The sequence below is a fragment of the Dehalococcoidia bacterium genome (assembly GCA_025054935.1).
Classification (GTDB): domain Bacteria; phylum Chloroflexota; class Dehalococcoidia; order SpSt-223; family SpSt-223; genus JANWZD01.
Map to the genome: position 1 here is coordinate 1 of JANWZD010000013.1, position 12,702 is coordinate 12,702.

General features: G+C 67.4%; 11 protein-coding genes. 8 read left to right on the forward strand and 3 right to left on the reverse strand.

What is annotated here, in order from left to right:
* Nucleotides 1–182 precede the first annotated feature (182 nt).
* Complete coding sequence (locus NZ773_13060) at nucleotides 183–1,421, reverse strand: MFS transporter (GenBank protein ID MCS6802851.1); 1,239 nt, start codon at nucleotides 1,419–1,421, stop codon at nucleotides 183–185.
* A 213-nt stretch (nucleotides 1,422–1,634) separates the two neighbouring features.
* Here NZ773_13060 and pseB point away from each other — a divergent pair, with 213 nt between their 5' ends.
* The 7 genes from pseB (at nucleotide 1,635) to NZ773_13095 (ending at nucleotide 9,547) form a co-directional block, all read left to right on the forward strand.
* The gene (pseB, locus tag NZ773_13065) at nucleotides 1,635–2,660 is read left to right on the forward strand and encodes a UDP-N-acetylglucosamine 4,6-dehydratase (inverting) (GenBank protein MCS6802852.1); all 1,026 of its coding nucleotides are present in this window, start codon (nucleotides 1,635–1,637) and stop codon (nucleotides 2,658–2,660) included.
* A 116-nt stretch (nucleotides 2,661–2,776) separates the two neighbouring features.
* Nucleotides 2,777–3,970, forward strand: coding sequence for a UDP-4-amino-4,6-dideoxy-N-acetyl-beta-L-altrosamine transaminase (gene pseC, locus NZ773_13070; protein MCS6802853.1), 1,194 nt, complete (start codon nucleotides 2,777–2,779; stop codon nucleotides 3,968–3,970).
* Nucleotides 3,960–4,985 carry a Gfo/Idh/MocA family oxidoreductase gene (locus tag NZ773_13075; GenBank protein MCS6802854.1) on the forward strand — a complete coding sequence of 342 codons (1,026 nt, stop codon included), beginning with the start codon at nucleotides 3,960–3,962 and terminating at the stop codon, nucleotides 4,983–4,985. The genes pseC and NZ773_13075 overlap by 11 nt, the downstream gene beginning before the upstream one ends.
* On the forward strand, nucleotides 4,978–6,294 hold the full coding sequence (locus NZ773_13080; protein MCS6802855.1) for an aminotransferase class III-fold pyridoxal phosphate-dependent enzyme: 1,317 nt from the start codon (nucleotides 4,978–4,980) through the stop codon (nucleotides 6,292–6,294). The genes NZ773_13075 and NZ773_13080 overlap by 8 nt, the downstream gene beginning before the upstream one ends.
* Before the next feature lies 1 nt (nucleotide 6,295).
* Nucleotides 6,296–7,789, forward strand: coding sequence for a UDP-2,4-diacetamido-2,4,6-trideoxy-beta-L-altropyranose hydrolase (gene pseG, locus NZ773_13085; protein MCS6802856.1), 1,494 nt, complete (start codon nucleotides 6,296–6,298; stop codon nucleotides 7,787–7,789).
* Nucleotides 7,786–8,865, forward strand: a complete 1,080-nt coding sequence (pseI, locus tag NZ773_13090) for a pseudaminic acid synthase (protein MCS6802857.1) — start codon at nucleotides 7,786–7,788, stop codon at nucleotides 8,863–8,865. Before pseG ends, pseI begins: the two co-directional genes overlap by 4 nt.
* A 55-nt stretch (nucleotides 8,866–8,920) precedes the next feature.
* Nucleotides 8,921–9,547: a GNAT family N-acetyltransferase gene (locus NZ773_13095; protein ID MCS6802858.1), complete on the forward strand. Its 627-nt coding sequence runs from the start codon at nucleotides 8,921–8,923 to the stop codon at nucleotides 9,545–9,547.
* Between the two features lie 385 nt (nucleotides 9,548–9,932).
* Here the strand turns inward: NZ773_13095 and NZ773_13100 are convergent, their stop codons facing one another.
* Together NZ773_13100 and NZ773_13105 are read right to left on the reverse strand one after the other, a co-directional pair.
* The gene (locus NZ773_13100) at nucleotides 9,933–10,184 is read right to left on the reverse strand and encodes a hypothetical protein (GenBank protein ID MCS6802859.1); all 252 of its coding nucleotides are present in this window, start codon (nucleotides 10,182–10,184) and stop codon (nucleotides 9,933–9,935) included.
* The gene (locus NZ773_13105; GenBank protein ID MCS6802860.1) at nucleotides 10,181–11,194 is read right to left on the reverse strand and encodes an esterase family protein; all 1,014 of its coding nucleotides are present in this window, start codon (nucleotides 11,192–11,194) and stop codon (nucleotides 10,181–10,183) included. Before NZ773_13105 ends, NZ773_13100 begins: the two co-directional genes overlap by 4 nt.
* Nucleotides 11,195–11,338: 144 nt before the next feature.
* On the opposite strand from NZ773_13105, the gene NZ773_13110 reads away from it, so the two are divergent.
* Complete coding sequence (locus NZ773_13110) at nucleotides 11,339–12,688, forward strand: DUF1800 domain-containing protein (GenBank protein ID MCS6802861.1); 1,350 nt, start codon at nucleotides 11,339–11,341, stop codon at nucleotides 12,686–12,688.
* Nucleotides 12,689–12,702 lie beyond the last annotated feature (14 nt).

The window sequence follows — 12,702 nt, forward strand, 5'->3', positions numbered from 1 at the left end:
GCAGGCCGCCGCGGCAACCCCGGCCGCTGCACCCTCCGCCTGGAGCCGGCCGCTGCCGGCTTAGGTTCGGCCGGGATAGCCGCGTTCGCTCCGCTCGCCCGCAATGACGGCGAGGCGCAGTGCAGAGAAGGCGCACTCGCTCCTCGTCGGTCGCTTGCGGCGAGGCGTTCCGACAGCGGCGCTCAGGCGGCGAGGCGGCTGCGATGGCGGACCAGACCAGGGAAGAGAGCGGCGACGACGCCGATGACGACAGTGGCGACGGCGGCGGCGATCCCGATCGCCGCCGCCGCGCCGAGCGTGCCTGCCAGCCACCCGAGCGCGAGCACTCCGAATGGTTGGACACCGATTGCCACGGTCAAAGCGCCAAGCGCCTTGGCGCGTCCAGCCGGGCCGGCGGCTTCGATCAGCACGGTGCTTTGAAAGGTGCCGAAGAACGACATCAGCATGCCAGAGGCGAAGATCAACAGCATTGCGAGTGGGAAGACATTCGCGAGGGAGAACAGGAAAAGCCCGAGCGCCGCGCCGAACGACCCGGCGGCAAAGAGCAGCCCGCTCCGGCGCGGCGAGAGGACAAACAGCACGACGTTCCCGAGGAGCGAACCGCCCCCCCATCCGCTCACCAGCAGACCGAGTTCGGCGGGCCCGACGCGCAGGACCTCTTTGGCGACGAGCGGCAGGAACTGGATCAATGGCAGCGCCAGCCCATTCATCGCGACCGAAATCGCTAGGACGCCGCCGATCGCTGGCCGGCTGATAACGGCGCGATAGCCAGCATCACCCGCCCGGCTTTCGTATTCGCTGACTGCTGCCGGCGGCTGGCGGAGCGCCACGATCAGCGGCAGTGCCAGCAAAAACGCCCCGAGTGCCAGCAGATAGGCCCCCTGCGGGCCGGCGAGCGGGATGATCGCGCCGGCGAGCGCCGAGAAGACGAAATTTGCTCCGACGAAGACAAAATTGTCGAGCGCGAGCGCGTTCGCGAGCGCCGCTCGGCCGGCGGTGGTTTCGGCGATCAGCGAGCGTTGGGAGGGAAACGAGAGCGCCCACAGCGAGTTGGTGGCGAGTGTCGTCACGACGAGCTGCCACGGCTGAATCGCGTTCAGCGCCGCTGCGCCGACCAGCCACGCCGAGATGAGGATGCCGCTCACAATCGCCCCCATCAGCACCGAGCGGCGCGGAACGCGCCCCGCGAGGATCCCGCCAGCAATCCCGAGAAGAAGCAGGGGGAGCGTCCGGCAAGCTCCGATCAAGGCGAGGAACACCGGGGAATCGGTCAGCGCGAGCGCTAGCCAGCCGGTCGTGACAGTATCGATCCAGCGGGCAGCGTACCACGCCGCGCTGGTCAGCCAGAGCAGGCGGAAGTCGCGAAGGCGGAGGACGGCGACGAGCCGACTGGAGGCGCCGGATGATGTGACGACGGACACCGTCTGCCTAGGGTAGCGCATCCGCCGTTCGGCCGATGCGGCGTCGCCTCCTTCCCGGCTGCTCTCGGCGTGGCTCAGGCCGGCTGGCCCAGGCCAAATAGGGGAAAACCGCACCGGTGATCGCAGCGAACTCCTGATCCGGGCGTTCTCTGCCGAAACCTAGGATGAGCGTCGTAGCACGGCGACATCGCGCTGCGTCCGGGAGCGGGAGGCATGGATCTTACCGACAGCGTCATCCTTATCACCGGAGGAACAGGCTCCTTCGGCAACAAGTTCGTCGAGACGGTGCTGCGCCGGTGGCGACCGCGCAAGCTGATCGTCCTGAGCCGCGATGAGCTGAAGCAGCACGAGATGCGTCAGCGCTTCGATGATCCGTGCCTGCGCTTCTTCCTCGGCGACATCCGCGATCGCGACCGGCTCTACCGCGCTTTCCAAGGCGTCGACTATGTCGTCCACGCGGCCGCCCTGAAGCAGGTGCCCGCTGCCGAATACAACCCCTTTGAGGTCGTCAAGACCAACATTCTCGGCGGCCAGAACATCGTCGATGCGGCAATCGACAGCGGCGTCAAGCGCGTGATCGCCCTCAGCACCGACAAGGCGGTCAACCCGGTTAACCTCTACGGCGCAACCAAGCTGTGCATGGAGAAGCTGCTTATTCAGGGGAACTCGTATGCCGGCTCGGACGGGACGAAGTTCTCGGTCGTGCGCTATGGCAATGTCGTCGGCAGCCGCGGCAGCGTCATCCCGATCTTCTGGCAGCAGCGGCTGACCGGCAGACTGACAGTCACCGACCCGCGGATGACGCGCTTCTGGCTGACGCTCGACCAAGGGGTTGACTTCGTCTTGCGCTGTCTGGGAGTGATGCGGGGCGGCGAGATCTTCGTTCCCAAGATCCCGACAATGGGGATCATGGACCTCGTCGAGGCGATCGCCCCGGACTGCGAGGTCGAGTTCACCGGCATCCGCCCCGGCGAGAAGCTGCACGAAGTGATGATCTCGGCGGACGAGGCGCGCCTTGCCCGCGAACTCGACGATATGTTCGTGATTGAGCCGGCCCATCCGTGGTGGACGACCGACCGCGCCTGGCAAGGGGGGCGTCCGCTGCCGGACGGCTTCGTCTACTCGAGCGAGACAAACCCGTGGAAGCTGACGCCGGCAGAGCTGCGCGAGATGGTCGAGCGGCTCGGCTTGCCGAAGGTTGTCGAGCGGCGCGAGCGGTCCCTCCGAACAGTGGCGTAGCCGCTTGGGGACGCCACTCGCGGCGTGCGGGGGAGAGCACAGAACGCCGCAAGGCGGGCGACCCAGGAGGGGGACGTCCCGCGGCGAAGGGCAAAGACACGGATCGAGGTGCAGGGATGCAGACGGTGGCCTCCACGCTCGCCCTCTTTGGCGGTCCGCCAGTCCGTGACCGCCTCCTCCCCTACGGCCGCCAGACGATCGACGAAGACGACATCGCCGCGGTTGTCGCTGTCCTACGGTCGGAGTGGCTGACGACAGGGCCGGCGGTTGCTGCATTCGAGGAGGCGGTTGCGGCGCGCGTCGGCGCCCGCTTCGCTGTCGCCTTCTCGTCTGGCACGGCTGCCCTCCACGCTGCGGCGTTCGCGGCTGGGCTCGGCCCGGGCGACGAGGCAATCACCACTCCCCTCACCTTCTCGGCGACGGCGAACTGCGTGCTCTACCAAGGCGCGACGCCGCGCTTCGCCGACATCCGCCCGCTCGACCTGACGCTTGATCCGGACCGCGTGGCGGCCGCCATCACCCCGCGGACGCGCGCGATCCTGCCGATGGACTATGCCGGCCACCCCGCTGACCTCGACGCCCTGCGTGCGCTTGCCCAGCGGCATGGGCTCCTCATCATCGAAGATGCCGCCCACGCTCTCGGCGCAGTCTCGCGCGGCCGTCCTGTCGGCAGCCTTGCCGACATCACGATCTTCAGCTTCCATCCGGTCAAGCATGTCGCCGCTGGCGAAGGCGGAATGGCCGTTACCAACGACCCGGCGCTCGCGAGCCGGCTGCGCCGCTTCCGCACCCACGGGATCGTCTACGGCGTCGATGAGCGTGAGCCGTGGCGCTATGACCTTGTCGACCTCGGCTTCAACTACCGCCTCGCAGATCTGAACTGCGCGCTCGGTCTAAGCCAGCTCAAGAAGCTGGATGCCAATCTCGCGCGGCGGCGCGCTATCGCCGCTGCCTACCGCGAGGCGTTCGCTGGCTTGCCGTGGCTCACCCTTCCCCGCGAGCTGCCGGGGATGCAGAGCGCGTGGCATCTCTACCCTATTCGGCTGAATCTCGACACGCTCCGCGCAGGGCGCGCCGAGATCTTCCGGGCCCTGCGCGCCGAAGGGATCGGAGTGCAGGTGCACTACCTGCCGGTCCACCTCTTGCGGCTCTACCGGGAGCGGTTTGGCTATCGACCAGGCGCCTTTCCGCTTGCGGAAGCCGCGTACGAGCGGCTGATCTCGCTCCCGCTCTTCCCCGGCATGTCCGACGGCGACGTCGCCGACGTGATTGCCGCGGTCACGAAGGTGCTGAGGGCGTATGGCCGCTGAGAATGCTGGCGTCGCGCCTCGCGTGGCCGTGCTCGGCTGCGGCTCGATCGGTCGGCGCCATGTTGCCAACCTGAAAGCGCTCGGGGTCGAGGCGGTTGCCGTCTACGACCCGGTGCCGGAGCGGCTGACGGAGCTGCGCGCCGCCGCCGACGTGACGGCCTTTGCCGCGCTCGACGACATCTGGCGCTGGGAGCCGACAGTTGTCTTCGTCACCGCGCCGACTAGCTGCCACCTTGAGCTTGCGCTCGCCGCGGCAGAGCGCGGCTGCCATCTCTTCATCGAGAAGCCGCTCGCCGACCGGCTGGCCGGGACGGAGCAGCTGGTGGCGCTCGTCCGAGAGCGCGGACTGGTTTCGCTCGTCGGCTGCAATCTCCGCTTCCAGCCGGGCCTGCAGGCAGTGAAGCGGTGGCTCGAGGCGGGCGCGATCGGGCGCGTCGTCGCAGCGCGGATCGAGTTCGGCCAATATCTGCCCGACTGGCGGCCGGGGAGCGCCTATCAGGCGAGCTACAGCGCGCGGCGGGCGCTCGGCGGCGGCATCATTCTCGACGCCATCCACGAGATCGACTACGCCCGCTGGCTGCTCGGCGAGCCGCTGGGGGTGGCCTGCTTCGCCGGCACGCTCAGCCACCTCGAGATCGAGACCGAGGACACTGCCGCTCTCCTGCTGCGGCTGCCGGATGCGATCGTCGAGATCCATCTCGACTACGTCCAGCGCGTTTACAGCCGCACCTGCCAGATCATCGGCGACGAAGGGACGATCCGCTGGGACTACAGCGCGGGGGAGGCGCGCTACTACCACGCGAGCGGCGCCTGCGAGCTGGTGTTCAATCCGCCAGCGTGGACGCCGAACGAGATGTACCTCGCCGAGCTGCGCCACTTCCTCGACTGTCTCGCCGGTCGCGCGGCACCGGCGCTCGATGTCGCTGGCGGCCGGCGCGTTCTCGAAATCGCCCTTGCGGCGAAGCAGGCGGCCGCTGAAGGCCGCGTCATCGCGCTCGGAGGCGCCGATGCCTAGCCTCTCCGCTGCGCTGCCCGCATCGCGCAGCATCGCCCGCTCGACCGCGCTCAAAGCGCGCGCTGCCCGCCGCATTCCCACGCTCGCCCAAACGTTCAGCAAAGCGCCGAGCCAGTTCGTCCAAGGGGTCGCCCCCGTTTATCTGGAGCGCGGGGCGGGTAGCCACGTCTGGGATGTCGACGGCAACGAATATATCGACTACCCGATGGCGCTTGGGCCGGTCATTCTCGGCCACAACGAACCGGCGGTCACGGCGGCGGCGATCGCGCAGCTGGAGCGCGGGATCGCCTTTTCTCTCCCGCATCCGCTCGAGCTCGAACTGAGCGAGCTGCTCTGCGAACTGATCCCCTGCGCCGAGATGGTGCGCTTCGGCAAGAACGGCTCGGATGTTACTTCGGGGGCGGTGCGCGCCGCCCGCGCCTACACTGGGCGCGACCTCATCGCCTGCTGCGGCTACCACGGCTGGCAGGACTGGTTCATCGGGACGACAACGCGCAGCCGTGGCGTCCCGCGCGCGGTCCGCGAACTGACGAAACCGTTTGCCTACAACGATCTCGACTCGCTCGAGCGCATCTTCGCTGCCTATCCCGGCGAGGTGGCGGCAGTCATCATGGAGCCGGTCGGCGTTGTTGAGCCGGCGCCCGGCTTCCTCGAGGCGGTGCGCGACCTTGCTCATCGCCATGGCGCGCTGCTCATCTTCGATGAAGTCGTCACCGGTTTCCGGCTAGATCTTGGCGGTGCCCAAGCCCGCTATGGGGTAACGCCGGACCTCGCCTGCTTCGGCAAGGCGATGGGCAACGGCTTTCCGATCGCGGCGGTCGTCGGTCGCGCCGACGTGATGGCGATCTTCGATGAGATCTTCTTCTCGTTTACCTTCGGCGGCGATGCCCTCTCGCTGGCGGCGGCGGTCGCCACCATCCGCGTTCTGCAGCGCGAGCCGGTCATCCCGCATCTCTGGAAGCAAGGTGCGAGGCTGAAAGAGGGCTACAACCAGATCGCGGCGGAGCTCGGCCTCACCCGCTACACCGAATGTGTCGGGCTGCCGCCGCGGACGGTGATCACCTTCCGCGACGACCATGGAGCCGAGTCGCTGGTCTTCAAAACCCTCTTCCAGCAGGAGTGCTTGAAGCGGGGCATTCTCTTCTCGGGCAGCCAGAACCTCTGCTACCGCCACAGCGACGATGATATTGCGGTCACGCTCGCGGTCTACCGGACGGCGTTGGAGATCCTCGCGGACGCGATCGCGGCGGGCGATGTGCTCAGCCGGCTGGAAGGGCCGGTTGTCGAGCCGGTCTTTCGGAGAGCGTGAGATGACGCCCCGACGGCTGCTGATCCGGGCGGATGCGAGCGAGCGAATCGGCACCGGCCATGTGATGCGCGGGCTCGCGCTCGCCCAAGCGTGGCGGGAGAGCGGCGGCGAGGCGATCTTCGCCCTCGCGCATGGGGAAGCGGCGATCGAGGCGCGGCTGCGGGGTGAGGGATTCGAGGTAATCCGCGTAGCGGCAGTGCCCGGAAGTCCCGCTGACGTTGAAGAAACGCTCGCGATCGCGGCGCACTGGGTCGCCGTCGACGGCTATCACTTCTCGGCCGACTATTTCGCTGCCATTCACGCTGAGCGCCGGCTGCTGGTCGTCGACGACTGGGGCCACGCGGTCCACTACGACGCCGATCTCGTCCTCAACGGCAACGCCTACGCCACGCCGGCTCTTTACCCCTCGACCCCCGCGCGGCTGCTGCTTGGAACGCGCTACGTGCCGCTGCGCCGCGAGTTTCTCGACGCTATCGCCCCGCGTCCGACGCCGCCGCTGGCGCGGACAATCCTCGTCACCTTGGGCGGCGCCGACCCGGACAACCGGACGCTGCTCGTGGTCGAGGCGCTGCGGCGCCTGACGCTGCCGTTCGAGGCGCGGGTCGTTATTGGGGCGAGCAATCCGCACGGCGCGGCCATTCGCGCTGCAGCAGCAGGGGACGGGCGGATCTCCGTGCTCGAGCATGTGCGCGACATGCCGGCGCTGATGAGGTGGGCCGATGTCGCGGTTGCCGGCGCGGGAACAACGACGTGGGAACTGTGCGCCCTCGGCGTGCCGTCGCTGCTCGCCGTGCTCGCCGACAATCAAGCGCCTGTTGCCGAGGCGGTGGCGGCGCGAGGAGCCGCGATCGCGCTCGGCCGCCTCGATGACCAGCTCCCCGACCGCATCGCCGCCCGTCTCGACCTCCTGATGCGGTCGGAGGTGCTGCGCCTGCTGCTCTCTGAGAGCGGGCGGGCGCTAGTGGATGGCCGGGGCGCGGCGCGGGTTGTCCGCGCGATGCATGCGGCCGACCTGCGGCTCCGCCCGGCAAACTCGGAGGACTGCGACCTCGTCTATCAGATCAACGCCCACCCGGCAGTGCGGCGCTGGTCATTCACGAGTGGCGCGATTGCGCTTGAGGAGCATCGCCGATGGTTTGCTGCCAAGCTAGCCGATCCCGCGTGTCTGCTCTTTGTCGCCGAAGAGAACGGCGAGCCGGTGGGGGTGCTGCGCTACGACCTTGCTGGCGACGAAGCGACTGTCAGCATCGCGATCGATCCCCAGCGGCAGGGACGCGGCTACGGAACGGCGGTGCTTCAGGCGGGCAGCGCGCTGCTCGGCGGCCGCGCGGTGCGCGTGCGCGCGCTCATCAAGCCGGACAACGTCGCCTCGATCCGGGTCTTCACGAGCGCCGGCTACCGGCCGGCAGGGGAGACGATGGTCAACGGCGAACGGGTCCTCGTTATGGCGCAGAACCTCTCCCAAGCTGATGCGGTCTGTGGAGCAGCCTCATGAATGCGATCTCCCTCGGCAGGCGGCGCGTTGGCCCGGGACAGCCAGCCTATATCGTCGCCGAACTGTCTGCTAACCACCACGGCAGCTTTGACCGCGCGGCGGCGATCATTCGGGCGGCTGCCCGCGCCGGCGCCGATGCCATCAAGCTGCAGACGTACACCCCTGACACACTGACAATCGCCTGCGATCGCCAAGAGTTCCGGATTGGCGGCACGATCTGGGAAGGACGTACGCTCTACGACCTCTACCAGGAAGCGTTTACGCCGTGGGAGTGGCACGCTGAGCTGAAGGCGATCGCAGAGGCAGCGGGCATCGACTTCTTCTCCGCTCCTTTCGACCCGACAGCCGTCGACCTGCTCGAGGCGCTCGATATCCCCGCCTACAAGATCGCCTCATTCGAACTCGTCGACCTCCCGCTCATCCGGCGGGTGGCGCGCACCGGCAAGCCGATCATCATGTCGACCGGCATGGCGACGCTGGAGGAGATTGATGAAGCGGTCGCGGCGGCTCGCGAGGCGGGGTGTCGTGACCTTGTGCTCCTCCACTGCAACAGCGGCTATCCCGCCGCGCCGAGCGAGATGCACTTGCGGACAATCCCCTTCCTTGCAGCGCGCTACGGCGTTCCGGTCGGGCTCTCCGACCACACTCTCACCCCTACTGCCGCGATCGCTGCCGTTACGCTTGGGGCGAGCCTCGTCGAAAAGCATCTGACGCTCTCGCGGGCGGACGGCGGCCCTGATGCTGCCTTCTCTCTTGAGCCAGATGAATTTGCTGCGCTCGTGGCTGCAATCCGCGAGACCGAAGCCGCCCTCGGCGACGTGCGCCGCGGTCCGACCGAGCGCGAGCGCGCCAGCCGGGCGCTCCGGCGCTCGCTGTTTGTCGTCGAGGATGTCGCGGCAGGCGAAGTGCTCACTGAGCGCCACGTCCGTTCGATCCGGCCGGGGCATGGGCTGCCGCCGAAGCATCTGGAGGCGGTAATCGGACGGCGGGCGGCGTGCGCGATCTCGCGCGGGACGCCGCTGCGCTGGGAGTTGGTAGACGGCCTGCCTCAAGAGCCGAGCCTGTCCGAACGATAACGACCGTAGCGACCGATACGCCGTGCTGCAGTCCGCCCGAGAGGAAGAACTGACCATGACGATGCTCGAAATTGCGACCTTCTCGCCCCATTTCGACCCCGAGGAAGACGACTGCGCCGAGGACCGGTATCCCGACGGCGGGACGCAGTTCCTGCGAGGCGAGCGGATCTACCTCCGGCCGCTCGAGGTGACGGATGCGACCGCAGAGTATGTCCGCTGGCTGAACGACCCCGAGGTGACGCGCTACCTCGAGGCCGGCAAATATCCGGCGACTCGCGAGAGCGTGCGCGACTACATCCGGTCATTTCAGGGGAGCCGGACGAGCCTCGCCTTTGCCATCATCGACCGCGCCACCGGCCGCCACATCGGCAACGTCACCCTTAACCATATCGACCCGATCCACCGAACGGCCGACACAGGGATCATGATCGGCTGTAAGGAGTTTTGGGGGCGCGGCATTGCCTATGAAGCCTGGTCACTCCTCATTCGCTACGCCTTCGATCGGCTGAACCTTCGCAAGATCGTGGCCGGCGCGGTGGTTGAGAACCGCGCCAGTATCCGCACCCTCGAGAAGCTCGGCTTCCGCATCGAGGGCACGTTCCGCGAAGAGAAGTGGGTTGACGGCCGCTATGTCGATACTGTCCGCCTCGGCCTCTTCCGCGAGGAGTTCCGCCCGAAGTAGGGGCTGCTGACGCTGCGCTCTCTGGTGCCTCCCGCGCAATCAGCGGGCGGCGCGTCGCCCGCGCTGTGGAGAGGCGAGAGACGGCATTTCCCCTGCTGCTGTTCCTGCGTCCGCCGCTGCTTCAGCGCTGCACCTTCCCCTGAGCGCGTTGCGGCGCTCCCTGCGGGCGCAGCAAGCCGATGCGGCATCTCGCGCACGCTCCTTCGCCGCGCGATGGCTCGGGAAAGGCTCGAGCGGCTGCGGGTGAAGCAGAGGAGCAGGAGACGGCGCGAGCGATGCTCAGCCGCTGGGCGTGTCGACCGCCACGGCGCGCTTCGGAAGAGGCGGCGCAGTTCACGTCGGGGCGCAACGTTCTGGGAAGGGTGCTCCGTCGGCAGGACGCCGGCTACGTTGCCCGCCGCAGCTGTGCCGCGAACTGACGCGCTTGCTCGTCCCACTCGCGGCTGGTGATCTCGACAACCGTGCCGGCGCGCGTCGCCTGCGCTGAAACCGTGACCCCGCCGCCTCCGCCCTCGAAGGTGACGGAGGTGGCGTCGGCAGACGTTTCGGCGAGCCCATACCGCTCACCGAAGAAGGCGCGCGCAAGCCGAAGCACGGTTGCCGGCAGGGCACGCGTCGTCGTCTCAAGACGGATCATGCGCGCCGCTCCATGCCGAGCGCTCGCCACACCTCGCCGGCGCGGCGAAAGGACGTCTCAACCCGATAGGTCACGCCGGAGTGTCCTCCGTCGTACTCGTCGTGCAGATGGGGGATGCCGGCCTCCCGCAGCTGGCGTGCCAGAAGGCGCGTGCCGTAGTGGAGGTGATATTCGTCGCGGCTGCCGCAGTCGAGGTAGAGCAGGCGCAGCGAGCGGAGGGCGCTGCTGAACTGGGGGACAAGCCGCACCGGGTCATGGCGGAGCCAACGCTGCCAGACCGCTTCGCGGAGGGTGCCGGTCTCCTCATCCCACGGCAGGTCGACGCCGGCGGGCGCGTCGGGATTGGGCGAGTAGGCGGCTGCCATCGCGATCAAGCTCAGCCCCGCAATGGCATCACTCCGCACGGAGTCCTGCGCCCAGAACCACGCCACGAATTGGGCAGGGCCGCCTTGGCGGGCGATGAGATGCTGATACTTGGCGATGTCTGGCAGATAGCAGTATTCGAAATAGGCGTCGCCGCTATGGGAGATGACAAGCCCGAACGTCTCTGGCCGCTGCATGCCCATCAGAAGGGCGCCGTAGCCGCCGCTCGAATGACCGGCGACCGCACGTCCCTCCGGCGCAGCGATCGTCGCGAAGTGTCGGTCAACCCAGCTCACGAGGTCGAGCGCAATGGCGTCTTGGTAGCGGCCGTTCGTCGGCGAATTGAGATACTGGCTGCCGCCGTAACGGGTGAAGCCATCGGCGACGACGAGGAGTGCAGGCGGGATCGCCCCGCTGACGATCAGCCGGTCGAAACGTTCGAAGAGGTTCGGCTCGAAGCCGCTGACGTTTGCGCGCGAGAGCGCGGTGCCGGAGTAGCCGGGCAGCCAGTAGATCACGGGATAGCGCTGGGCCGGCGTGTAGCCGGGGGGCAGGTAGAGCGGGATCGGTCGCTCGACCGGGTCGCCGAGCCAATTCCCCGCGAGGGAGGGATGCGCCACGCGTTCGATCCGAAGCTCGCCCTGCACGCACGTCTCCTCGAAGTGTCTCCTGCAACAGCGTACCAAACCGGACGATTCCTGGTCGCGCTGCCGTCGGGGATGAAACGATTGCGCGGCGTGGTTCGTGTTGACGATGGAAGCCCTTGAGCGGCTCGCGTGGAGGAAGGCGGAATGCCTGTGGTCGCCGATCCGACCGTCCGGTCGGTCATCTTGGAACGCTCTGCCGAGACATCGCGCATCGCCCACCTGCTGCGCCGCGCGGCGTTTGGAGCAAGCCCGACAGAACTTGCCCGGTCGGTCGCCCTCGGGTTTGAGCGGACGGTCGATGCGCTCCTCGACTTCGATGCCGTTCCCGATATGCCCGACCCGGCGGCCGTGATCCCGAACTTCGATCCCGAACGGATCGCCAGCATGCAGCAGCGATGGGTCTATCGTCTCGTCGGCTCCCCCAAGCCGCTGCAGGAGAAGATGACCCTCTTCTGGCACAGCCACTTTGCGACCGCCAACTCGAAGGTGAACAACGCTGGCTGGATGTGGAACCAGAACGAGCTGTTCCGTCGGCATGCCCTCGGCAACTTCCGGACGCTCGTCCACGAGGTGGCCAAGGACCCGGCAATGATGCGCTGGCTTGACACAGTCACCTCGAAGAAGGGCCGCCCAAACGAGAACTTCGCCCGCGAGCTGTTCGAACTGTTCACGATGGGCATCGGCAACTACACCGAGGAAGACATCAAAGAGGCGGCGCGCGCCTTCACCGGCTGGGAGGTCCGGAACGACGCCTTCTTTTTCAACCGCGCCCAGCATGATAGCGGGCAGAAGACGATCTTCGGCCGGACAGGCGCGTTTACGGGCGAGCAGGTGATCGATCTCGCGGTGTCTCATCCCGCGACGGCGCGCTTCATTGCCACCAAGCTGTATGTCTACTTCGTTGACGATCATCCAAGCAAGCAGACCATCGACCGCCTCGCCACCATCTTTACTCAGAACGGCTACGAACTGAAGCCGCTAGTGCGGGCGATCCTGCTCTCGCCTGAGTTTTCGAGCCCTGCTGCCTATCACGCCAAGATCAAGAGCCCGGTCGACTTTGTCATCGGCTCAGTGAAGGCCCTCGGCATTCCGGCTTTTCCTCAGCTTGCCGCTACGCTCACGTCGCTTGGACAGGCGTTGTTCAATCCGCCGACCGTGAAGGGCTGGCCGGAGGGCGTCGAATGGATCAGCGCCTCTTCGCTGCTCGCGCGCCAGAACTTCGCGAATCAGTTGACGAGTGGCCGCAACGCTGCACGTAGGCCATGGATCACGCCGGCAGAGGATCTCGCCGCGCTCGGCTTGCGCAAAGACGAGGAGGTGGTCGATTTCTATCTCAATCTCCTCGTCGATGGGGATGTTACGCCCGCAATGCGCAACGCTCTCCTCGCCTATCTCGCCAGCGGGTCGCGCGCGCCGGGCCGCCGGGGGTGGGACGGCAAGGTGCGCGGGCTGATCCATCTCATCATGTCCTCACCGGTCTACCAGTTCAACTGACGGCGCAGAGAAGG